The sequence below is a fragment of the Janthinobacterium sp. NKUCC06_STL genome, from assembly GCF_019345455.1.
In the GTDB taxonomy this organism is placed as follows: domain Bacteria; phylum Pseudomonadota; class Gammaproteobacteria; order Burkholderiales; family Burkholderiaceae_D; genus Janthinobacterium; species Janthinobacterium rivuli.
This window is the reverse complement of sequence record NZ_JAHKQY010000001.1, coordinates 1,180,470-1,203,239: the sequence shown is the minus strand read 5'-3', so window position 1 is coordinate 1,203,239 and position 22,770 is coordinate 1,180,470. Positions and strand designations below refer to the sequence as shown.

The 22,770-nt window shown below is 63.7% G+C and carries 22 protein-coding genes and 1 other RNA gene; 8 read left to right on the top strand and 15 right to left on the bottom strand.

Features of this window, described 5'->3' with window-relative positions; all coding sequences use genetic code 11:
• Positions 1–5: 5 nt before the first annotated feature.
• The 4 genes from KO539_RS05460 to KO539_RS05445 are packed head-to-tail and all read right to left on the bottom strand — an operon-like array spanning position 6 to position 3,062.
• The gene (locus KO539_RS05460) at positions 6–359 is read right to left on the bottom strand and encodes a DUF3325 domain-containing protein (protein WP_219308624.1); all 354 of its coding nucleotides are present in this window, start codon (positions 357–359) and stop codon (positions 6–8) included.
• Positions 359–1,981, bottom strand: a complete 1,623-nt coding sequence (locus KO539_RS05455) for a PepSY domain-containing protein (protein ID WP_219307709.1) — start codon at positions 1,979–1,981, stop codon at positions 359–361. Before KO539_RS05455 ends, KO539_RS05460 begins: the two co-directional genes overlap by 1 nt.
• On the bottom strand, positions 1,978–2,313 hold the full coding sequence (locus KO539_RS05450) for a DUF3649 domain-containing protein (RefSeq protein WP_051959021.1): 336 nt from the start codon (positions 2,311–2,313) through the stop codon (positions 1,978–1,980). The genes KO539_RS05455 and KO539_RS05450 overlap by 4 nt, the downstream gene beginning before the upstream one ends.
• A gap of 2 nt (positions 2,314–2,315) precedes the next feature.
• Complete coding sequence (locus KO539_RS05445) at positions 2,316–3,062, bottom strand: DUF4198 domain-containing protein (RefSeq protein ID WP_219307707.1); 747 nt, start codon at positions 3,060–3,062, stop codon at positions 2,316–2,318.
• Between KO539_RS05445 and KO539_RS05440 the strand changes: the two genes are divergently transcribed.
• Positions 3,061–3,393: a hypothetical protein gene (locus tag KO539_RS05440; RefSeq protein ID WP_219307705.1), complete on the top strand. Its 333-nt coding sequence runs from the start codon at positions 3,061–3,063 to the stop codon at positions 3,391–3,393. The genes KO539_RS05445 and KO539_RS05440 overlap by 2 nt on opposite strands.
• Positions 3,394–3,448: 55 nt before the next feature.
• On the opposite strand, the gene KO539_RS05435 is transcribed toward KO539_RS05440, so the two are convergent.
• The 3 genes from KO539_RS05435 to KO539_RS05425 form a co-directional block, all read right to left on the bottom strand.
• Positions 3,449–5,845 carry a TonB-dependent receptor gene (locus KO539_RS05435; protein WP_257626111.1) on the bottom strand — a complete coding sequence of 799 codons (2,397 nt, stop codon included), beginning with the start codon at positions 5,843–5,845 and terminating at the stop codon, positions 3,449–3,451.
• A 91-nt stretch (positions 5,846–5,936) separates the two neighbouring features.
• Positions 5,937–7,028: a FecR domain-containing protein gene (locus KO539_RS05430; protein ID WP_257626110.1), complete on the bottom strand. Its 1,092-nt coding sequence runs from the start codon at positions 7,026–7,028 to the stop codon at positions 5,937–5,939.
• Positions 7,028–7,513 carry a sigma-70 family RNA polymerase sigma factor gene (locus KO539_RS05425; RefSeq protein WP_219307703.1) on the bottom strand — a complete coding sequence of 162 codons (486 nt, stop codon included), beginning with the start codon at positions 7,511–7,513 and terminating at the stop codon, positions 7,028–7,030. The genes KO539_RS05430 and KO539_RS05425 overlap by 1 nt, the downstream gene beginning before the upstream one ends.
• A 168-nt stretch (positions 7,514–7,681) precedes the next feature.
• Between KO539_RS05425 and KO539_RS05420 the strand changes: the two genes are divergently transcribed.
• Positions 7,682–9,313, top strand: a complete 1,632-nt coding sequence (locus tag KO539_RS05420; RefSeq protein WP_219307701.1) for an alpha-D-glucose phosphate-specific phosphoglucomutase — start codon at positions 7,682–7,684, stop codon at positions 9,311–9,313.
• Positions 9,314–9,363: 50 nt separating this feature from the next.
• On the opposite strand, the gene KO539_RS05415 is transcribed toward KO539_RS05420, so the two are convergent.
• The 5 genes from KO539_RS05415 to groES form a co-directional block, all read right to left on the bottom strand.
• A complete protein-coding gene (locus tag KO539_RS05415; protein WP_257626108.1) occupies positions 9,364–10,938 on the bottom strand; it encodes an oligopeptide:H+ symporter in 1,575 nt (524 codons plus the stop codon).
• Between the two features lie 82 nt (positions 10,939–11,020).
• Entirely contained in the window at positions 11,021–11,578 is a 558-nt protein-coding gene (locus tag KO539_RS05410) for a GNAT family N-acetyltransferase (protein WP_219307699.1), read from the bottom strand.
• Between the two features lie 60 nt (positions 11,579–11,638).
• A complete protein-coding gene (locus tag KO539_RS05405) occupies positions 11,639–12,115 on the bottom strand; it encodes a hypothetical protein (protein ID WP_219307697.1) in 477 nt (158 codons plus the stop codon).
• A gap of 232 nt (positions 12,116–12,347) precedes the next feature.
• Positions 12,348–13,997, bottom strand: a complete 1,650-nt coding sequence (gene groL, locus KO539_RS05400) for a chaperonin GroEL (protein WP_010400981.1) — start codon at positions 13,995–13,997, stop codon at positions 12,348–12,350.
• Between the two features lie 50 nt (positions 13,998–14,047).
• Positions 14,048–14,338 carry a co-chaperone GroES gene (gene groES, locus KO539_RS05395; protein ID WP_010400979.1) on the bottom strand — a complete coding sequence of 97 codons (291 nt, stop codon included), beginning with the start codon at positions 14,336–14,338 and terminating at the stop codon, positions 14,048–14,050.
• 534 nt (positions 14,339–14,872) lie between these two features.
• On the opposite strand from groES, the gene KO539_RS05390 reads away from it, so the two are divergent.
• From KO539_RS05390 to KO539_RS05370, 5 genes are all read left to right on the top strand, one after another.
• Positions 14,873–15,619 (top strand): hypothetical protein, encoded by a 747-nt coding sequence (locus KO539_RS05390; protein ID WP_219307695.1) that lies wholly within the window; start codon positions 14,873–14,875, stop codon positions 15,617–15,619.
• 129 nt (positions 15,620–15,748) lie between these two features.
• Positions 15,749–16,039: a DUF904 domain-containing protein gene (locus KO539_RS05385; protein ID WP_306558416.1), complete on the top strand. Its 291-nt coding sequence runs from the start codon at positions 15,749–15,751 to the stop codon at positions 16,037–16,039.
• A complete protein-coding gene (locus KO539_RS05380) occupies positions 16,039–16,350 on the top strand; it encodes a cell division protein ZapA (RefSeq protein ID WP_034747344.1) in 312 nt (103 codons plus the stop codon). Before KO539_RS05385 ends, KO539_RS05380 begins: the two co-directional genes overlap by 1 nt.
• A 54-nt stretch (positions 16,351–16,404) precedes the next feature.
• Positions 16,405–16,582: non-coding RNA, 6S RNA (gene ssrS, locus KO539_RS05375), on the top strand.
• 79 nt (positions 16,583–16,661) lie between these two features.
• A complete protein-coding gene (locus tag KO539_RS05370; RefSeq protein WP_219307693.1) occupies positions 16,662–17,126 on the top strand; it encodes an EVE domain-containing protein in 465 nt (154 codons plus the stop codon).
• Here KO539_RS05370 and KO539_RS05365 read toward each other — a convergent pair.
• From KO539_RS05365 to KO539_RS05355, 3 genes are all read right to left on the bottom strand, one after another.
• Entirely contained in the window at positions 17,123–18,619 is a 1,497-nt protein-coding gene (locus tag KO539_RS05365) for a GGDEF domain-containing protein (RefSeq protein WP_219307692.1), read from the bottom strand. The two genes, KO539_RS05370 and KO539_RS05365, sit on opposite strands and share 4 nt — an antisense overlap.
• A 155-nt stretch (positions 18,620–18,774) precedes the next feature.
• A complete protein-coding gene (lgt, locus tag KO539_RS05360) occupies positions 18,775–19,605 on the bottom strand; it encodes a prolipoprotein diacylglyceryl transferase (protein ID WP_035821609.1) in 831 nt (276 codons plus the stop codon).
• Between the two features lie 79 nt (positions 19,606–19,684).
• Entirely contained in the window at positions 19,685–20,596 is a 912-nt protein-coding gene (locus KO539_RS05355; protein ID WP_219307690.1) for a LysR family transcriptional regulator, read from the bottom strand.
• 174 nt (positions 20,597–20,770) lie between these two features.
• Between KO539_RS05355 and ilvD the strand changes: the two genes are divergently transcribed.
• Entirely contained in the window at positions 20,771–22,636 is a 1,866-nt protein-coding gene (gene ilvD / locus KO539_RS05350; protein ID WP_219307688.1) for a dihydroxy-acid dehydratase, read from the top strand.
• Positions 22,637–22,770 lie beyond the last annotated feature (134 nt).

Here is a 22,770-nt window from a genome sequence, read left to right as displayed (position 1 = left end):
GATCGTTACCGTACTGCCAGCGCGACGGCGGCCAGCAAGGCCGCCACGCCGATCATGCGCGCCAGGCGCATGGCCTGGTGCGGCGCATACGGCAGCAGCCAGATCAGCAGCAAGCCGCAGCCCGTCAGGCTGCCGACCCAGTAGACGAGGCCATAGCCGCCGCCGGCGATGTGCATGGCCCAGGCCAGGCCGGCCGCCAGCGCCAGCCAGCCGGACCACTGCAGGCGGCGGCGCAGCGGCGCGGGCGGTTCGGCGCCGCGTCCGTGCAAGTCGGCGTAATGGCGGTCCATCGCCAGGCACAGCGAGGACAGGCCCGCGTAGCACAGCGCGAAGACGAGGAAATTGGCTAACAGTTCCATCACGCGGCCTCCATCGTTTGCGCCGGTTTCACCGGTGCCGCCTTGGCCGCCTTCACGGGCAGCGGCTTCAATTTGAACGCGGCATACGCGAGACCGAGGCCCAGCACCAGCACCACCAGATCGAAGGCGGCCACCGCCACGGGGCCGCGGCCCAGGAACAAGGTCACGCCCAGGTGCGAATCGGTGGTGAAGACGTTCAGCACGGGCAGCGACGCCAGCAGGAAGGCGCCGGCGGCCAGTTGCATGCGCCACATGGCGCGCGAGGGGCGCAGCTGGGCGATGATGGCGGCCAGGGCCCAGGCGCCGAAGAAGCAGGCGATTTCCTCTTTTGGCCGGTCTTCCATCGTCACCGACAGCAGGCGGTTGGCCCAGAAGTAGGCGCCAAAGGCGATCGGGATGCCGGCGATGGCGCCGATGTTGAGCGCCTCGACCAGGCGCAGGCCGAAGCTGGCGCGCTTGCCGGCGGCCAGCGCCTTGGCCTGCTTCTGGCGCGTCTTGACGGCCCATAGCAGGGCGCCCGTGGCGACCATGGCGCAGCCGGCCAGGCCGGACAGGAAGAACAGGGCGCGCAGCAGCGGGCCGCCGAAATGCGCGACGTGCAGTCCCACCATCACGCCTTGCGTGGCGGCCGCGCCGGGCTGCGCCTCGCCGTCGCTCGACAGCAGTTTGCCGGACACGCCATCGAATTCCATCGATGGCTGCTTCGACGACATGTCGCGTCCACCGGCGCGCGTCAGTGAAATGGTGGCGTTGGCGTCGCCCGGGTGGTTGACGGAGATGCGCTCGACCTTGCCGCCGCCCCAGTGCTGTTCCGCCTGGCGCACGAGGGGCGCCAGCGGCGTCAGCGGCGCGGCCACGCCGGCCGGCTTGCTGTCGCCCGAGCGGCCCGGGAAGGCTTCGGCGAAGAAGGCATCCTGGTCGCCTTTGTAGGCGGCCGTGACGCCGGAAGGCATGTACAGGAACATCAGCGTGACCAGGCCCGTGTAGGTGATCATGATGTGATACGGCAGGGCCAGCACGGCCGTCACATTGTGCGCGTCCAGCCATGAACGCTGGCCCTTTTTCGGCCGGAAGGTAAACAGATCCTTGAAAATGCGCTTGTGCGTGACGATGCCGCTGATGATGGAGACGAACATGAACATGGCGCAGAAACCCACGATCCAGCGGCCCCAGATGGCCGACATGTAGTGCAGGTCGAAATGCAGGCGGTAGAGGAATTCGCCGCCCCGCGTCTCGCGCGGCTTCGACAGCACTTCGCCCGTGGCCGGGTCGGCTTTTTCGCTATGAAAATTGCCGCGCCGGCCGCGTTTCTTTTCGCCTGGTTGCGAGGGTTTGCTCCAGCCCAGCTGCGTGGACGGGCTGCGCTCGCCGGGCAGGCTGATGAACCAGCGCGTGGCGCCGTCTGCCCGTTCTTCCATCGCCTTCTGCGCGACCTTGGCCGCTTCCTCGGTGCTTACCTGGCTGGCGGCGGCGCCGTGCAATTCGGGCTGCATCCACAGGGTGATTTCATTGCGGTAGTAGCTGGCCGTGCCGGCGCAAAACACCAGCAATAAAATCCAGCAGACGAGCAGGCCGGACCAGGTGTGCAGCCATGCCATCGACTGGCGGAAACCTTCTTTCATGCGAGACTCCAGGATAGTGCGTCCATCCACTGCAGGATGGCGGCGATGACGGCGGCCGGCATCAGAAGGCCCAGCCAGGCGCGCAGGGCGCTGCGCGTGGCGAAGACCCACAGCACGGCGCAGGTGTAGATGGCAAACGACAGCAGGGTGGCTGTCATGACGGCTTCGGAGCGGGCCATGGGCAGGCTCACCGACAGCAGCATGGTGACCAGCGCGGCCAGCACGTAGCCGCCAACGATGGCCGCCACGCTGCGCGACGCCACGCCGAGGCGGTAGATCGCCCCGGCGGACAGGCGCAGGCGCGCGATTTTAATGATGGCTGGCGCTGGCATGCTCAGTCGTGTTCCTTGCTCGGTGGCAGGGCCGGGCCGGCTGGCAGCGGCGTCACGCCTTGCGGCTGCACCAGGCTCAGGGTCGTCACGAACATGGCCTTGTCATAGGCTTGCGTGCCGCGCTGGCCAGCTGTTTTGTCCGTGTGCTGCACTTCCAGCACATAAGTGCCCTTCCATGGCAGCGGGAAGCTGACCAGGCCTTGCGCATCGCTCCACGCTTCCTTGCCCCAGCCCGACTGCACCACGGCATTGACCTTGGCCTGCGCCAGCGGCTTGCCCTGGTAGCTGACCTGGAACTGGCCTGGTTTGCCGGTCGGCACGAGATCCAGGGTCAGGGCCGGTGCTTGCGCCTTGCCGTCGGCGACCAGGCGCGCGGCCGGGACCCACACGGTACGCGTGCTCTTGCCATCCTTTTTCTCTTCCCACGACGGGTAGTTGTCTTCCTCGACGATGATGCTTTCGCCGGCGCCCGCCTTGCCATTGAGGAGGAACGCGCCGCCCGTCTTGCTCGCCTGCAGCGGCTGCGCGCCCTTGGCCGACACCCACGTCACGTTCCTGATGCTGAACTTGTCGAGCAGGCCGGGCGACGCTTCGCGCAGGTTGTCGCCGAATTCGCCGAAGTACACGCTGGCCGCCTTGCCGTCCTGCTGCAGCCAGATCTGGTGCGCGCTGGCCGTGCCGGAAGTGAGGGCCGCGCCCAGCAGGGCGGTGGCGAGGGCGCCGAGGCGCGCGATGGAAGTGAGGTGCATGGTGTATCCCTTGGTTTATGGTGAGAAACGTGGTTGTCGCAGCGGTGCAAGGTGCCGGGAAGCGGCGGCGGCAATGCCGGCCGGCGAACGTGCCCGCGCCATGAAACTACCTTTTTCGTTATTGATACGGGAAGGCTTGCTTGGCGGGGATGCCTGGCTGGCGCAGCGTGTCATCCAGCTGCGCATCAGCCATGCCGTCCTGGCCGGTCGATGGCAGGCGGGAATGCGGGATGCGGACTCCGAACGGAATCCAAATGTGAATGAGAACTATTCTTATTATAGTGTGAGGTTGCGAGACATGCAAGAGAGAGGTGTTGTAACGATGTCGTAAACGAGCACGACCACCGTACTGACGCGGTGGCCGTGCATGCGCAGGAGCGCGGGCGTTACAGCTGGCCGCGCAGGGTCAGCATGGCGTTGCGCGGTTCGCCATAGAAGTTGGAGCCATAGGCGGCCCACACGCGCGTGTAGTATTTTTTATCGAACAGGTTGTTCACCGTCAGCGACAGCGCCAGCTTGGGACTGAGGCGGTAGCCAGCCTGCAAGCCCACCGTGGTGACGGGCCCCTGCTCGAATTTCACGGGGCCGTTCAGGCGGTACATGCTGCTGACGCTGCGCAAGCCGCCGCCCACGCTGATCTTGTCGAGCGCGCCGGCCAGCCGGTAAGTGGTCCACAGATTGACATTGTGGCGCGGCGCGATGAAGGTGTACAGCTGGGCCTTCTGGTCGTCGCTGCCTTCGAGGGTGCGCGTGCTGGTGTAGGAATAGCCGCTCGTGATGTTCCAGCCCGGCAGGGGGCTGCCGCTCAGCTCGGCTTCCACGCCCTGGTTGCGCATCTTGCCGGCGCCGATGGAAAACAGCGGGTTGGCCGGGTCGGGCATGGCGCGGTTCTCGTCTTCCATGCGGAACAGGGCCGCATGCGCGTTGACGTTCTTGTCGAACAGTTCCGCCTTCAGGCCCAGTTCGAACTGCTGCCCCGTGCGCGGTTTCAGGGTCTGGCCGGCGGCGTCCGTGGTGGTCTGGGGCGAGAAGATGCGCGTGTAGCTGCCGTAGGCCGACACCTGCTTGTCGAGTTCATAGACCAGGCCTGCGTACGGCGTGAATTTCGCATTGATGGTGTTGCTGACATCGGTGAACTGGTTGAAATAGGCATTGCGGTTGACGGTATGGTTGTTCCGGTGCGTCAGGCGCCCACCCAGGTTGACGGCCAGCCGGTCCGTCGCTTGCAGGCGGGTGCGCGCGTACAGGCCGAACTGCTTGGTGCGGTTGTCGTTGCCGTTGGAAAAGGTGTAGCTGGGCCGGGCGATATTGTTATCCGGATGGAAGATGTTGATCGGCGCAGTGTCGCCGCCACCATACTGGAAATTTTTGTGCACCTGGCGGTAGTCGGCGCCCACGATCAGGTCGTGGCTGCGGCCGAATGCCTGGAACGGCGTCGCCAGCCAGGCATCGAGTCCCTGCGTCTTCCAGTGGCTGCGGTAGGTCCAGCTGATCAGGCAGCTCTCGCCCGTGACGGGGTCTGCCGAACAATCGGGCCAGCCGAAATGGCGCGATGGTTCGTCCTGCTCGCGGTACAGAGCGGTCACCTTGAACTGGCCGCCGTTGTCCAGTTTGTGATCGAGTTCGGCAAAATATTCCGTGACCTTTTCCGTGATGTGGTTCCAGGCCGGGTCGAGGTAAGTGGAGCGGGGCACGTCGAGCAGGCGCCCGTCTTCATAGGCGGGCAGGCCGAAGGCGGGACGGCCCTTGTATTCCTGCCAGGTGACGCCGCCCGTCAGCACGGTGCCCGGCGCCACGTCGACGGCAACGGTGCCGTACAGCAGCGGTTTTTCCGCATACACATGATCGACGAAGGAGCGCCGGTGTTCATAGGCGGCCACCAGGCGACCGCGCACCTTGCCGTCCGCGCTCAAGGGACCCGTGACGTCCGCTTCCGCATAGTAGCGGTCCCAGGAACCCGCGCTGAGCACGCCGCTGGCGGTGTAGGTGTCGCGCGCCCGCTTGCGCACCAGGTTGATGCTGCCGCCCGGGTCGCCCGCGCCCTGGAACAGGCCGTCCGGTCCGCGCAGCACTTCCACCCGGTCATAGATGGCCAGGCCGAAGCCGGCCGACAGATCGTTGCCCGTGCTGGCCGGCGTCATCACGCCATCGACCTGTACCGAGTCCAGCGCATGGCCGCGCGAATAAAAATTGCCGTGGTTGCCGCCCGTGCTGCTCGCTTCGACGGTGATGCCCGTCACGCCGCGCATGGCGTCGTCCAGGTTCAGCAAATTCTGGTCGTTCAGCTGCTGGCGCGTCAGCACGGAGATGGACTGGGGAATCTCGCGCAGGCTTTGCCGGCCCTTGCCGATGCTGACCGCCTGTGCCGCATACGACTTCGTCAGTTCGGTATCCGTCGTCGCCTCCTGGCGCGCGCTGACGGTGATTTCCGCCAGGGTCGCCACCTTGCCCGTGGTGGCGGGCGCTGGGCGGATGATGACGCTGTTGCCGTCGATGGCAGCTGTCAGGCCGCTGCCGGCCAGCAGACGCTCCAGGCTGTCGGCCACGCTCAGCATGCCGCTGACGGCGGGCGCCGTCTTGCCGGCCACCAGTTCCGGTGCAAACAGCAGTTGCAAATTGGCTTGCCGCGCCAGCTCATTCAGGGCTTGTCCCAGAGGCTGGGCGGCGATGGCCAGTTTGACGGATGACAAGGTTTGCGCGTGTGCCAAGGGAATGCTGCCCAGGGCCAGCATGGCGGCCAGGGCGAAGGGGGCGGGTGTCAGATTGAGGCGGGGGGACCACATGTTGCATTTCTCCAGGTTAATTTATTGTCGATTAAGCTGGTAGACGCGGCAGCGGGCAAAACCCTCACCTGCGAATGCGAATTATTTTCATTTATTTTTTTGGGAAGTGCATGGCCGGTGCCTGCGCGGCGGCTTTCGGCGCCATGCCGATGGTGCTGACGGTGCCGCTGCGCACTATCTGCACGGGCAAGAGTTGCGGCAGGGCGGCGGCGAAGCGGTCGAGCTGGGTCAGGCTGAAACTGCCGCCGATGCGCAAGCGCGCGACGGCGGGATCGCGCACGACGAAGCCCGTGTCGCCATAGCGCTCGAATTCGGCCAGTGCCGCGCCCAGCGGCACATTGTCGAAGGTGATTCTGCCGTCGCGCCACGGCGCCACGCTGCCCGGGGCCAGGCTGGCGACGGCGGACAGGCGGCCGCCGGCATCGCTGCTGACGCCCTGGCCGGCCCGCAGGTCGACCTGGTCTTGCCCTGCGCCGGCCACGCGCACCTGGCCATGCTGCACGGCCACGCGCAGCTGGCCGTCGTGCACCAGCGTGTTACGCACGGAAAACTGCGTGCCCACCACCGTCACTGTCAAGGGACCGCTGAGCACGTCGAACGGCTGGCCCTGCTTCGATTGCACCTGGAACAGCGCTTCGCCGTGCGCCAGGCGCACTTCGCGCCGCTGGCGGTACAGGGTGACGTGCAGTTGCGTGGCCGTATCGAGCTGCACCTGGCTGCCGTCGGGTAGCGAGACGGCCAGGCGCTGGCCGCGCGCGGTGGCATACGACTGGCTGAACGTGGGTTGCTGCCACCACTGGTAGCCGCCCGCGCCCACGCCGAGCAGTAGCATGGCGGCGGCCGCATACGGCAGCACGCGCAGGGAGCGCAGAAGCGGGCGGCGGGGGGATGGCGCTGGCACTGTCCAGCGGGCGGCCACCTGCGCGGGAATCCGGCGCGCCACGCGATAGGTGTCCTGCAACTGGGCATACGCCTGCGCGTGCAGCGCATCGGCCGCCAGCCAGGCGTCAAACTCGGCCTGTTGCCGCGCATCGAGGTTGCCGCGCCGGCTGAACCACGTGGCCGCCGCCAGTGCCACGTCGTCCTGCGTGGCGGCAAAGTCGGCGTACTCGCGCAATTCCGCCTGCTCCTGGGCGGAGGGGCCGAAATCATGGCGGGGCGGGCGGGCGGTCATGGACGGCATTATGCGCATTCCCGCAGAGAACGCAACTGCGCCTGGCAACTGAGCATGCCGCGCGCGATATGTTTTTCCACCATGCTCACGGAAATGCCCATGCGCGCGGCGATCTGTGCGTGCGGCAATTCCTCGAAGACGTGCAGCACGAAGGCGTCGCGGCAGCGCGGTGGCAAGGCGTCGATGGCGGCCACGCAGGCTTGCCAGTCCTGGCTGCTTTCCAGTGCCTGTTCCGGCTGCAAATGACGGGGCCCTGCCGGATGCGCGGCCTCCGGCAGGGCGTCGAGTTCCTCGTGCTGGCGCACGGCGGCGCGGCGGTGCTGGTCGACCAGCAGGTTGCGCGCCGTGTGGTACAGCAGCGCGCGCGGTTCGCGCACGGCCGCCTCGCCCAGCACGCGCGCATAGCTTTCCTGCACCAGGTCGGCCGCAGCCTCGCGGTTGCGCACGCTGCGCCAGCAAAAGTTCAACAGTTCTTGGTAATAGCGTGCAACCACGGCGTCCGATGTATGAGTCCGCAGCCAGGAATGCCGCATATGAGAATGATTCTCATTATATGGCATGCCGCGATGTCGCGCTAAGCGGCTTGGCGCACCGTGGCAGACGTACAACGCTTTGCCCTGCGGCCAGCATCGGTTAACATGGGAAGTTAATAAGGAGGCAAGATGGCTATTCAAATCATCAATACGGCGCCGGTGGCGGGCCAGCGGCCTGGCACCTCGGGCTTGCGCAAGAAGGTGGGCGTATTCAGCCAGCCGCAGTATCTGGAAAACTTCGTGCAGAGTGTTTTTGACACGCTGGGCGACTGCCGCGGCCAGACGCTGGTGCTGGGCGGCGACGGGCGGTACTACAACCGCGCGGCCATCCAGACGGTGCTGCGCATGGCGGCCGCGCATGGCTACGCGCGCGTGCTGCTGGGGCAGGGCGGCATTTTGTCGACGCCGGCCGTCAGCTGCGTGATTCGCAAGCATGGCGCCAGCGGCGGCATCATCCTGTCGGCCAGCCATAATCCGGGCGGCCCCGATGGCGATTTCGGTATCAAGTACAACATCGCCAATGGCGGCCCGGCGCCCGAAAAGGTCACCGAGGCCATCTACGCCTGCACGCAAGGCATCGCCGAATACCGCATCAGCGATGCTGCCGACATCGACCTCGATACCCTGGGAGTGGCGCGCATCGAGCAGATGACGGTCGAAGTGATCGATCCGGTGCTTGATTACGCGGAACTGATGCAGCAGCTGTTCGACTTCGATGCCATCCGCGCCCTGTTCGCGGGCGGCCTGCGCATCTGCTTTGACGGCATGCACGCCGTCTCGGGCCCGTATGCGACGGCCATCCTGGAAGGCATGCTGGGCGCGGCTAAGGGCAGCGTCATCAACGGCGTGCCCCTGGAAGACTTCGGCGGCGGCCATCCCGACCCGAATCCCGTCAACGCGCACGAGCTGATCGCCATCATGGCTGCCGACGATGCCCCGGACTTTGGCGCCGCCTCGGACGGCGACGGCGACCGCAACATGATCGTCGGCCGGCGCTTCGACGTGACACCCTCGGACAGCCTGGCCATCCTGGCCGCCAACGCCACGCTGGCGCCCGGCTACCGCGACGGTTTGAACGGCATTGCCCGCTCCATGCCCACGTCCGGCGCGGCCGACCGGGTCGCTAGCGCGCTGGGCATCCCTTGCCACGAGACGCCGACAGGCTGGAAATTCTTCGGCACCCTGCTCGACGCGGGCATGGCCACCCTGTGCGGCGAAGAAAGCTACGGCACGGGCTCGAACCACGTGCGCGAAAAAGATGGTTTGTGGGCCGTGCTGTTCTGGCTCAACCTGCTGGCAGAGAAAAAACAATCGGTGGAAGAGATCGTGCGCGCGCACTGGGCGGAATATGGCCGCAATTACTATTCGCGCCACGATTACGAAGACATCGACAGCGCCAGCGCGCAGCAGCTGATGGAGGCCGTGCGCGGCCAGCTGGCCGCCTTGCCGGGCCAGGTGTTCGATGGCTACACGGTGGCGCTGGCCGACGATTTCAGCTACACGGATCCGGTCGACGGCTCCGTGGCGACGCAGCAGGGCATCCGCATCATCATGACGGACGGCGCGCGCATCGTGCTGCGCCTGTCCGGCACGGGCACCGAGGGCGCCACCCTGCGCCTGTACCTGGAGCGCTACGAAGCCGATCCGGCCCGGCACGATATTCCCACCCAGGAAGCGCTGGCGGGGCTGATCGCCGTGGCCGGGCAGCTGGCGCAGATCCGCGAGCGCACGGGGCGCGATGGGCCGACGGTGACGACGTAAAAAAGGGCGCCCGAGGGCGCCCTTCTTGATTGCGGCAAATCAAACCGGCATCATGCTTTCGCCGGCACCACCGCCTGGCGGTAGTTATCCACCATCTTGTAGCGCCTTGCATACAGGCCGAAAGCCAGCATGGCGACAGCGGCAAAGGCGGCGAAGAAGAACATCTGGAAGGCCGTCACGCTGATGCCGCTTTCGGCGATCTTGCCGATCACGCCTTCGTTCATGACGCTGCGGTTGACGATCAGCACCCACAGGTTGCCCACCGTGGTCGACAGATTCCAGAAGCTCATGATGGCGCCCTTCATCGAGACGGGCGCCTGGCTGTAGGCAAACTCCAGTCCCGTCGCCGAGACCAGCACTTCGCCGAACGTCAGCAAGGCGTATGGCAGGATCTGCCACATGATGGAGACGGCGTTGCCGCTGTCGAGGGCCAGCTGCAGCAAGCCGATGACGATCCACGCCAGCGAGGAAAAGCCGATACCGGCCGTCATGCGGCGCAGGGCCGTCGCTTCCAGGCCGAAGCGGTTCAGCATCGGGTACAGCACCAGGTTGTTGAACGGGATCAGCAGCATCACCAGCATCGGGTTCAGCGCCTGCATTTGCGCCGGCAGGAACCAGCTTGGTTTTTCCATGGTGTTCGCTTGCACGATCCACGTCGAGGCCTTCTGGTCGAACAGCGAGAAGAACGGCGTGACGAGGGCGAAGATGACGAGGATGCGCAGCACGGCGCGCACGCCTTCGACGGCTTCGTCAGGGTGGATGCCGCGCGCGCGTTCCAGCTGCATGGCCGTGCCGATGCTGCCGAAGGCCAGCAGCAAGACCAGCGCGGTACATGCTGAAATCACGAAGCCCCATTCGGGAATGCTGTAGAACGCATACAGGGCGCCGACGACGCCGACATAGGCCACATACAGGCCGGGACGCGAACCGCCGTCGACGCGGGCCAGCAGGGCCGTGCGGGCCACGCGGGTGAACGAATCGGGATTCGGCGGTGCCGGCGGCACGTGCACGTATTTCTTGGCGCCCATCCAGAAGACGATGGTGGCGGCCAGCATCATGATGCCGGGGATGCCGAAGGCGATCGACGGACCGTAGTCGCGCAGGAACATCGGCATCAGCAAGGACGCGAAGAAGGAGCCGAAGTTGATGATCCAGTAGAACAGGTCGAAGACCAGCTTGGCCTTGTGCTTGTTGGTCTGGTCGAACTGGTCGCCGACAAACGAAGCCACCAGCGGCTTGATGCCGCCGGAACCGAAGGCGATCAGGAACAGGCCGAAATAGAAGCCGTTGACGCTGTTTTCAAACAGGGCCAGGCAGGCATGGCCGGCGCAATACACGAGGCTGAGCCAGAAGATGGTGTTGTACTTGCCGAAGAAGCGGTCGGCCAGCCAGCCGCCCAGCAGCGGGAAGAAATACACGCCGATGACGAAGGTGTGGAAGACGTGCTTGGCTTCGCCCGTGCGCTGGTCGATCGGGATCATCAGCAGCAAGGTGCTGATGAGGAATGGCGTCAGGATGTTGCGCATGCCATAAAAGCTGAAGCGTTCGCAGCCTTCGTTGGCGATGATGTACGGTATTTGCCGCGGCATTTTGCCCGTGGCGGTTTGTGTCTCGGCCGATGACATTGGCTCTCCCCCAAGTTTTTTTTGTAAGCCGCGATGCTAAGGCCTGCCGCGTTTGCTTGCAACAGAAAAAACGGCCTGTCCGCTATTTCGCAGGGATTTGTAAGGTATTGATTTTCATAAAGACATTACTTTCGGCACTTGCAAGGGCAGGGCGGGGCAGCAACAGCTGCATATGCAGCATGCCATCCGCTGCGAGACTGTCCTCCAGGGTAAAACCGCAAGCCAGGTACAGGGTCAACGCCGCGTGGTTGTCCTGCGCCACGGCCAGGCGCACGCGGGCCAGTTCGGGCACGCTGCAGGCGTGCGCAATGGCCGCCTGCACCAGTTGCCGTCCCGCACCGCGCCCGCGCGCCTGCGGCGCCACGTACACGCTCCACAGACTGGCCTTGTCATGCACGACGGCAATCGGCTCGCGGCGCAGGCCGGCCATGCCGATCAATTGTTCTTTGTTGAAAGCGCCAAATATTATTTGGTGCGAGGTGGCGCGCAAGCGCTCGGCTATCTGTGCCAGCGGCAAGCCGCTTTCCGCCGCATGCGTGGTGCAGAAGGCGGCGGGCAGTTCGGCGATGCCGGCCAGGCGCAGCGCGCGGTAGGCGCTGGCGTCGTCTGGCGTGAGGGGGCGGACAGTGATGGCGGGCATGTGGGCGAGTATCGGGCTTTGATGCCAGAAAGTAAAGCTTGCGCTACAACGCCGGCGTAGTTACTGCGTGGCGACGCGCTGCATGGGCGCATTATCCTTGCGCCATTGTTCCAGGCTGATCAGGTCGCCGCTGACGACGTCGTCAACGAGGATGCGCTTGCCATCGGGCGTCACGACAAAGCTTTCCCAGCGGTGCGCCGCATCGGGCGTGCTTTCGAAAAAGCTCAGCTGGTAGCTGGCGACGCCATCGACGAGGCGCGTCTCGGGCGACGTTTCCATCACGGCGCCGTGCGCGCGGCCGCCCGAAGCTTTTTCGATATGCGCCGACCAGGCCTTGATTTCCGGCAAAGCCAGCAAGGCATCGACGGCGCGCGCGTTCTGCTCTGGCGCCGCCGTGTTGGCGCTGGCGCCAGGGGCATTGCCCTCGTGCGGCGCGGACTGCTGGTGCATGTAAAAAGCGACTAGCCCGGCGGCCAGCAAGCCGGCCAGGATGCCGGCGATGATGGTGGTTCTGGAAGAGGAGGCGCGTGGCGGCATGATGGTGGGCGTGAGAAAGAGGGACGATGGCGGCCATGCTAAAGCAAAACGCACAGGCCGGCAATCGCCGGGCTTGCCAAATCAACAGGCCAACAGGCGAAAAAAAAAGCTACCTTCCGTAGAAGATAGCTTTTCGGGGCTGCCGGGGAAGAACAGGCAGCTTTTGGTCTGCTGTCTCTCCCCGGCGCATGCATCCCTGCGCGCCGTCGCCTGCGCGCGGGGATGCCGGACATTACATCATGCCGTCCATGCCGCCCATGCCGCCCATACCACCCATGCCGCCGCCCATGCCGCCGCCTGCTTTGTCGTCAGCGATTTCGCAGACCATGCAGTCGGTTGTCAGCATCAGCGAAGCGATCGAAGCGGCGTTTTGCAGCGCCGAACGGGTCACTTTGGCTGGGTCCAGGACGCCCATTTCAACCATGTCGCCATACGTGCCGTTGGCAGCGTTGTAGCCGTAGTTGCCCGTGCCAGCCAGTACGGCTGCCACGACGACCGAAGCTTCTTCGCCAGCGTTTTGCACGATCATGCGCAGTGGCTCTTCCATTGCGCGCAGAACGATCTTGATACCAGCGTCTTGATCAGGATTGTCGCCCTTGACCGTGATGTTGGCGCGTGCGCGCAGCAGGGCTACGCCGCCGCCTGGCACGATGCCTTCTTCCACGGCAGCGCGGGTAGCGTGCAGTGCATCTTCAACGCGGGCTTTTTTCTCTTTCATTTCGACTTCGGTGGCTGCGCCAACCTTGATCACGGCAACGCCGCCAGCCAGTTTGGCTACGCGCTCTTGCAGTTTTTCACGGTCGTAGTCTGAGGTCGCTTCTTCGATCTGTACACGCACTTGTTTTACGCGTGCTTCGATCGATGCTGCTTCGCCGGCGCCATCTATGACGATGGTGTTTTCTTTGCCCACTTCGATGCGTTTCGCTTGGCCCAGTTCGGCCAGGGTCACTTTTTCCAGGGTCAGGCCGACTTCTTCAGCGATCACTTGGCCGCCGGTCAGGACAGCGATGTCTTCCAGCATGGCTTTGCGGCGGTCGCCGAAGCCAGGGGCTTTCACTGCGCACGTTTTCAGGATGCCGCGGATGTTGTTCACAACCAGGGTGGCCAGTGCTTCGCCTTCGATGTCTTCCGCGATGATCAGCAGTGGACGACCAGCTTTGGCGACTTGTTCCAGTACCGGCAGCAGGTCACGGATGTTCGAGATTTTCTTGTCGCACAGCAGGACGAATGGGCTGTCCAGTACGGCAACTTGTTTCTCTGGGTTGTTGATGAAGTATGGCGACAGGTAGCCGCGGTCGAACTGCATGCCTTCAACAATGTCCAGCTCGTCGTTCAGCGACTTGCCGTCTTCCACGGTGATCACGCCTTCTTTGCCGACTTTTTCCATCGCTTCAGCGATACGCTCGCCGATCGAGTAGTCCGAGTTCGCCGAGATCGCGCCAACCTGGGCGATTTCTTTGGTCGTGGTGCAAGGACGGGCGATTTTCGCCAGTTCTTCGACGGTCGCTGCAACAGCTTTGTCGATACCGCGCTTCAGGTCCATCGGGTTCATGCCGGCGGCAACGAACTTCATGCCTTCGCGCACGATGGCTTGTGCCAGCACGGTTGCGGTGGTGGTGCCGTCGCCGGCGTTGTCGCTGGTGCGGGAAGCAACTTCCTTGACCATTTGCGCGCCCATGTTCATGAGCTTGTCTTTGAGTTCAACTTCTTTCGCTACCGATACACCATCCTTGGTGACGGTAGGGGCGCCGAACGAGCGCTCCAGAACCACGTTGCGGCCTTTCGGGCCCAAGGTGACTTTGACTGCGTTGGCGAGGATATTGACGCCTTCGACCATCTTGGCGCGCGCTGCGTCGCCGAATACTACTTCTTTAGCTGCCATGTTCAATTCTCCTGAGTTTCGGGATGTATCTGTCTACAACGTGGAAACAATTACTTGACGACGATCGCCATGATGTCTTCTTCGCGCATGACCAGCAGCTCATCGCCGTCAACTTTGACGGTTTGGCCGGCGTACTTGCCGAACAGGACGCGGTCGCCCACTTTGACATCCAGAGGACGCACTTTGCCGTCGTCGAGAATCTTGCCATTGCCTACGGCAAGGACTTCGCCTTGATCCGGTTTTTCAGCAGCTGCATCAGGAATGATGAGGCCGGACGCGGTTTTGGTTTCCTGGTCGAGGCGTTTGACGATGACGCGATCGTTCAATGGGCGCAGATTCATACAAAACTCCTTAAAGTTCAATGGATAGGTGTTGCTAAATGAATACATGCCTGGCGCAGCGCCAGGCCTGCTTTCAGTGACCGCCGTTGAAAGCAGCCCGCAACGGTCAAGCAAACCCCATGTCATCCTGTCCTTGCCTGTATCCGGCAGTGGTGCATCGCGGCGTCGCCCGCCGCGTAGCGTTCCCTGCAGTGGTCTGGCAAGCACCATCAGTCCTGAGGATTACTACGAAAGAGTTTGTTAGCACTCTCTACTAACGAGTGCTAATTATAGGGACGGTAGGGGGCTTATTCAAGGGCTTATTCTCCGGGAAGATATACATAGACGTTCTGCGCAGCCTGCATTTACGCAGGGTTTGCGCTGGCGCAAGCCAACTTCCCGGGCGTCAGCAACAGGCGCGACTCTAGCATGCCGTCCGGAGAGGGGCCGTTCCTGTACGCACAGGAAACAGAGTTTCACTATGGAATTTGATAAGATGATTGTAATTGCATATCAATATCGCCACATATCACTACTTGCACCAGAAAGAACGCCATGCCATTTCCGCCTTCCCGCTCCGCGCTGCGCCTGCTGGGCGCTACCCTCATCGGCCTCGCCTGCCTGGGCAATGCCGCCGCGCAAGCGCCCACCATCGCCGACGAGATCACCGTGGCCACCCTGACGCCGCAGGAAAAAGACAGGCTGCTGGGTGAGCTGTTCAACGACTTGAACAAGGACGACGACGACCAGGAAGCGCACGTGTGGGACAACGGCGGCGACCGCGGCGTGATGGTCAAAGTCACGTATAACTTCAGCAATTCCGGCATGACGGAGCACAGCCTGAAGGCGCATGTGTGCCGCGACCTGAAATTCGTCGTCACGGCGGGCGGCAAGTCGCAGGACCTGAGCCGCCGCACCTGTTCGCAGAACAGCGGGAAATGGGATGTGCAGGGCAAGGACCCGGCGCCCGTCGTGTATCCGCCTTTCCTGTCCGACGTCACCATCGCCAAGCTGAATGCACAAGAACAAGCATCGTTGCTGAAGGCCGCCGTGCGCACCTTGAAAGATGAAGAGGATGGCAAGACGCGCCTGTGGAGCAACAAGGGACTGGGCAATGCGGTGCCGCTGGCAGTGCGCCTGACGCCTTCGGGCACGGACGCCAAACCTGGCAGCTATAGCCGTACTTGCCGCGACTTGACGATGGTGCTTGACGGCAAGGGCGGAGAACAGACGCTGACGCGCCGCTCTTGCGAAAACCGCTATGGCGGCCTCGATATCGAAGCCGATTACGTCGACGAGTAAAACACGGCCATCGCGGCGCCGGCGGATGCGCGCACTTGGCGAAAAGCGCCGGAAAAAGCGTGTATTGTCCGCCAACTGCCCTGCATTGATGTAAATATGTGTGACAGCGGCGTGATTCGATTGACGCCCATGGAGCGTCCGCCCTATAGTGGCGGCATGATTTCCGAATTCAACGAATTATCCGACAAAATAGGCCTGCTGGCCGAAATGACCCATGCGCTGCGCCGCGAAAACGCGCAACTGCGCAAGGACAATGCCGCGCTGGCCGCCGACAACGCCCTGTATGTGCAACGCATGCGCGAGGCGCAGGAGCGGGTGGAAGCGTTGCTGGAAAAAATTCCCGAACTGGTGCAAGCCGGACTGGAGCAAGCCGCTTCGGAAGCGGGCGCCTATATTGCCGAGAACGAGAAGGAAGCGTAATGCCGCGTGTCGATGTCAATATCATGGGCCAGTCCTACAGCATGGTGTGCCGCGACGGCGAAGAGCGCGCGCTGCGCGAAGCGGCGATCTATCTCGATAGCAAAATGAAAGCCATCCGCGACGCGGGCAAGGTCAAGGGCAACGACCGCATCGCCGTGCTGGCCGCCCTGGGCGTGGCCGCCGAATTCCTCTCCGTGAAGTCGCCGCAAGGTCCGCTGTCGGAATTGACGATACTGGAAGTGAAGCAGAAAATCTCGGCCATGCACACGGTATTGGATAGCGCCTTGACGCCCCAGGAAAACCTTTTTTAAGCGTGCACGCGACGATTTGTCTTTGCGATGCGCGATCAAAGGAGTAAACTTGGGTCTACCCTGCGGTGTTCGCGATTGCCATATATTCCTTGAACCATTTATGCGCATCGGTTGCGAATTTTGTTTGATGGGAGTGAGCGTCGCTCGTTCGACGAACCCGAAATTGAACTAACGTGACCACCTTGAACCGTTTGGTTCGGGATGCCGGCATAGCGGCACAGGCGGGGCCCAATTTGAAAGAAAACGAAAAACGGTTGCAGCATCGATGCGCAACCGTTTTTTTACGTCTGTCGCTTTGATACGGAGTCTGCATGAAACAATACTGGCTGATGAAATCCGAACCCGATGAAGTGAGCATCGACGACCTGATGGCCGCGCCGCAGCACACCATGCCGTGGTTCGGTGTGCGCAATTACCAGGCGCGCAACTTCATGCGCGATGGCATGCAGCCGGGCGATGGCGTGCTGTTCTATCACTCGAGTTGCCCGCAGCCGGGCGTGGCGGGCGTGGCCGAAGTGGCCAGCGGCGCCTATCCCGATCACAGCCAGTTTGAAGAAGGCGGCAAATACTTCGACCCGAAAGCCACGCCAGAACAGCCGCGCTGGATCAGCGTCGACGTGCGCGGCGTGAAGAAGACGGCGCTGCTGCCCCTGTCCGAGATGCGCCAGATGCAGGAGCTGGAAGACATGCTGCTGCTCAAGAAGGGCAGCCGGCTGTCGATCACGCCCGTGACGCCGGCGCAATGGAAAGTCATTACCGGCAAGCTGACAAGTTAGCCTTCGACCCGGTTGCGGCCATTCTGCTTGGCCCGATACAGGGCCTGGTCGGCGGCGGCCAGCAATTGTTCCGGCGTCTGTCCTGCGTCATGCAAGGCCAGGCCGATGCTGGCCGTCACCAGACCGCCGCGTGACGGTGCGTGGACGATGGCGGCCGCGGCGATCGCCTCCTGCATCTTGTGCGCCACCGCCAGCGCGCCGTCGCCATCGGTGGCGGGCAGGATGGCGGCAAACTCCTCGCCGCCGAAGCGCGCCGCCAGGTCGCTGGCGCGCGGCAGCGCCGAGTGCAGGGCCGCCGCGATCCGCACCAGGCAGGCGTCGCCATACGGGTGGCCGAAGGTATCGTTGAGGCTTTTGAAGAAATCGATATCGATGATCAGCAGCGCCAGCCCCTGATGGTTGCGCGCGGCGCGCTGCCACTCCAGCTGCAGGGTCTGGTCGAAGCAGCGCCGGTTGGCGATGCCCGTCAAACCATCCGTCAGCGACAGCTTTTCCAGTTTGTCATGCGCCGCGCGCAAGGCCAGTTCGCTTTGCATGTAGCGGCTTTGCAGGGTGGCCGAGCGCAGCGCGTGGACCAGCAGCGCGACGAACAGCGACGCCGCCGCCAGGTAGAAATGCGCGCGCATGACGGCAAAGCCTAGGCCCAGCAAGGCGGCCGTAAAGAAGATGGGACTGAAATTGTCGATCAGCAGGGTCAGCTTTTGCGGGGTCTGCTGCGTCTGTGCGCTTTCCGCACCGGACCGCGCCGCCGTGACGCGCATGGACAGCAGCACCAGGATCAGGAAGGGCAGGCTCGGCAGCACCTCGCTCCAGGCTTCGGTCGCGCCATGCAAGGTCAGATAGTTATACGCGGCCGCGCAGCCCGCATAGCACCATAAGAACACCGCCAGCAGCAGGTAAAAGCGGCCTTGCCCGCCATCGCGCCGGTGCGCCAGCAGGCGCAGCGAGGCGCAACAGGCCAGGGCCAGGTTTTCCACGTTGTAGGTCAGCACCAGCAGGCTGGCGGGAATCGGCGCGATCGAGCGCTGGTCGAAGGGCGACACGGAAAAAATGGCCGTATAGGCCAGGTAGGCCGCCAGCAGCACCTGTACGGCGTCGAGCCATTGCAGGGTGCGCGAGGGATGCTCGTGGGTCACGGACGACATGGCCAGCAGCAGGGGCGCGCCGTACATGAAATAGGCGAAATCGGAAAAATACGTGGCGTCGGAAGCCACTTGTCCGCTCAGGTCCTGCCAGGCCGACAATATCATGCCGGTGCTCCAGAACAGCATGGCCACGGCGAACAGGGCCCAGCCTGTCCTGGCGGCGCCTGCCGCGCTGACATAGGCGCAGCGGCAACAGGCGGCCAGCGCCAGCAGGGGTGCGACGATGCTGAACGCATAGCTGACCCAGGGCGCGCGTGCGCCGGCCCACGCCGTCAAGGCCAGCTGCGCCAGCACATAGCCGGCGCCCAGCGCAATCGAGTACCTCAGTTTTTGTCCGGCAGACAGCATGGCAAGGCATTTCCCGGTGGCGGCACGTTGAAACGATGATACCGATATGTCAACAGCAAGTCTATTTCACTAGGAAATTTTATTGTGTCGAGGGAAATGTTGCGGAAGGAGATAGTGGCGCACCTGCCTGGCGCGCCACCGGGGAAGCAGCGGTGTTACGTGTTTGCCGGGCGGGCCTTGGTGGGCGGCGTGCCCATTACCTGGCTTTTATACGCCCACACCAGCAGCGCGATGGCGCCGACGATCATCGGCAGGGACAGCATCTGGCCCGACGTGATCGGCACGCCCAGCCACACGACTTCCCAGTCCGGCGTGCGGAAGTATTCCGTGAAGAAGCGCGCGCAGCCGTACAGCAGGGTGAACATGGCGCCCACGGCCATGCGCGGACGCTGCTTGCGCGCAAACAGCCACAGGATGATGAACACCAGGATGCCATCGACCAGCATCTGGTAGAGCGGCGACGGGTGCACGGGATACGGAATGCCCGGCCACTGCATGGCCCACGGCAGGGTGTCCGGCGCGATGCGGCCCGGCAGTTCGGCATTGATGAAGTTGCCCAGGCGGCCGGCCGCGTAGCCGAGCGGCACCAGCGGCGCGATGAAGTCGAGCACGTCGAACAGGTTGCGGCCCGCCTTGCGGCTCCACAGGTACATGGCCAGGATGACGCCGAGGAAGCCGCCATGGAAGGACATGCCGCCATGCCAGACCATGAAGATTTCGAGCGGATTGTGCATGAAGTATTCGGGACGGTAGAACAGCACTTCGCCCAGGCGCCCGCCGATCACCACGCCCAGCATGCCGTAGAACAGCATGTCATCGAGGTCTTCCTTCTTCCAGCCCAGCACGGCGATATGCGGCTGCTTGATGCGCACACGGCCCAGGATAATGAACAGGGCGAAGGCCAGCACATACATCAGGCCGTACCAGTGCACGGCGAGCGGGCCGATCTGGATGGCTATCGGGTCGGGCATCGGGTGTATCAGCATGGGGTTTCTTTCTTTGTTTAAAGCCAAGGTTGCGTAGTATGGGGGCGCTGGCGGTTTTTTGCCTTAGCGGCCACTTAATTTATTGCGCTGGGTGGCCTAACTGCTTGCGCAGCAGCGCCAAAAAACCTTGCAGCACGGCGGACGGATTGTCGCGGCGCCAGGCCAGGCCCGTTTCCACCAGCGGCGTGGCGTCCTGCAGCGGCCTGTATTCTACGCCGGGGCGCATCAGATTCGATACCGATTGTGGCACAAGCGCGATGCCCATGCCAGCCGAGACGAGGCTGACGATGGTTTGCATCTGGATCGCTTCCTGGCCGATCTGCGGCGTGATGCCGGCCGCGCGGAACACGCCGAGGATGGCATCGTGCAGGGCGGGGGAAATGGCGCGCGGGAAAATGATCAAAGGCAGGGGCGGCACGTCGCGCAGGCGCACGGGGCCCGGCGTAGTGAATATGTCGAGGCCGGACGGCGCGGCCAGCACCAGCGGTTCGGCCAGCACGGGCAGGTAGTCGAGTTCTCCTTTCGCCTTTTCGGGCAGCGGCGGGATCAGCAGGCCCGCATCCGTGCGCCCGGCCAGCAGTTCATCGAGTTGCAGGTCGGAGGTGGCTTCCTGCAGCGCGATCTGCACTTGCGGGTAAGCCGTCTGGTAGGCGCGCAGCAGCGGCGGCAGCACGCTGTAGTCGGCCGACGAGACAAAGGCCAGGCTCAGACGCCCTGCCTCGCCCTGCGCGGCCCGCTGCACCAGCGCGGGTAAATCCTGCGCCTGGGCCAGCAGGCGGCGCGCCTCGGGCAGCAGGGCCGTGCCGGCCGGCGTCAGCTGCACCTCGCGCCGCGTGCGCACGAACAGCGGGGTGCCCAGCAATTCTTCCAGGGCCATGATGGTTTGCGACAGGGGCGGCTGCGTCATGTGCAGCCGCGCGGCGGCGCGGCCGAAGTGCAATTCCTCGGCGACGGTGACGAAGTAGCGCAGCTGGCGCAGTTCAAGGTTCATATGCGTTTCCATGTGGAATAAGTCCTGTGATATGAAAATCGACTCACAGACACGTGCATCATATATTTGACAGTGGCGCGCGCGCAAGGCAATCTGGCGTACCCCCACTGCATGCAGGGTTTTGTTGAAAATCCGGGCAGTCAGGCATTATTCATTTCTCGGAAGGTCCCCATCATGCCGCAATACCGCTCCCGCACCACCACCCACGGCCGCAACATGGCTGGCGCCCGCGCCCTGTGGCGCGCCACCGGCATGAAGGACGGCGACTTCGACAAGCCGATCATCGCCGTCGTCAACTCGTTCACCCAGTTCGTGCCCGGTCACGTGCATCTGAAGGACTTGGGACAGATGGTGGCGCGCGAAATCGAAGCGGCCGGCGGCGTGGCCAAGGAATTCAACACCATCGCCGTCGATGACGGCATCGCCATGGGCCACGGCGGCATGCTGTATTCGCTGCCGTCGCGCGACCTGATCGCCGACTCCGTCGAATACATGGTCAACGCCCATTGCGCCGACGCCATGGTCTGCATCTCGAACTGCGACAAGATCACGCCGGGCATGCTGATGGCCGCCATGCGCATCAACATCCCCGTCGTCTTCATCTCGGGCGGGCCGATGGAAGCGGGCAAGGTCGTCAAGGTGGTCAACGGCACGCAGAAGATCATCAAGCTCGATCTGGTCGACGCCATGATCAAGGCGGGCGACAGCACCGTCTCCGACGCCGACGTGGCGGAAATCGAACGTTCGGCCTGTCCGACCTGCGGCTCGTGTTCCGGCATGTTTACGGCCAACTCGATGAACTGTCTGACCGAGGCGCTGGGCCTGGCCCTGCCTGGCAACGGCACCATCCTGGCCACGCACTCGGACCGCCAGCAGCTGTTCCTGCGCGCGGGCCGCCTGATCGTCGAGCTGGCCAAGCGTCACTACGAGCAGGACGATTACTCGGTGCTGCCACGCTCGATCGCCACCAAGGCGGCGTTCGAGAACGCCATGGCGCTCGACGTCTCCATGGGCGGCTCGACGAATACCGTGCTGCACTTGCTGGCCGCCGCGCACGAGGCGGAAGTGGAATTCACGATGGCCGACATCGACCGCATCTCGCGCAAGGTACCGTGCCTGTGCAAGGTCGCGCCGATGACGGACAAATACCATATCGAAGACGTGCACCGCGCGGGCGGCATCGTGGGGATTTTGGGCGAACTGGCGCGCGCCGGCCTGCTCAACACGACTTTGCCGACCATCCACGCGCCGACCCTGGCCGACGCCATCGCGCAAAACGACATCAAGTGCACGGACGATCCGGCCGTGCATGAACTGTTCCGCGCCGCCCCGGGCGGCGTGCCGACGCAGACGGCGTTCTCGCAGTCGGAGCGCTTCGCGGCAGTCGACACGGACCGCAGCACGGGCTGCATCCGCGACAAAGCCCACGCGTATTCGCAAGATGGCGGCCTGGCCGTCTTGTACGGCAACCTGGCCGAAAAGGGCTGCATCGTCAAGACGGCCGGCGTCGATGAAAGCATCTTGAAATTCTCGGGCAAGGCGCGCGTGTTCGAAAGCCAGGACGCGGCCGTCGCTGCGATCCTGGAGGACACCGTGCATGAAGGCGACGTCGTCATCATCCGCTACGAAGGTCCGAAAGGCGGCCCCGGCATGCAGGAAATGCTGTACCCGACGTCGTACATCAAGTCCAAAGGCCTGGGCAAGGCGTGCGCGCTGTTCACGGACGGTCGCTTCTCGGGCGGTTCCTCGGGCCTGGTAATCGGCCACGCCTCGCCGGAAGCGGCCGAAGGCGGCGCCATCGGCCTGGTGGAAGAGGGCGACTTGATCGACATCGACATCCCCGAGCGCACGATCAACCTGCGCGTGACGGATGCGGAACTGGCCGCGCGCCGCGCCGCCATGGAAGCGAAGGGCGACGCGGCCTGGCTGCCCGTCAACCGCGAGCGCTATGTGTCGCAGGCGCTGCAGGCGTATGCGGCGCTGACGACGTCGGCCGACCGCGGCGCAGTGCGCGATCTGTCCCAACTGAAGAAGCGCTGATCTGTTGCGCAAGTAAGACAGCCAGCCCCGTTTGACTATGCGGGGCCGGCTGTCGTTACATCGCCTTACAAACAACATGGTCATGGATGCGCAGATGGGGCAGAATATGCATGCCTCCCGTCTACATTGCGTTA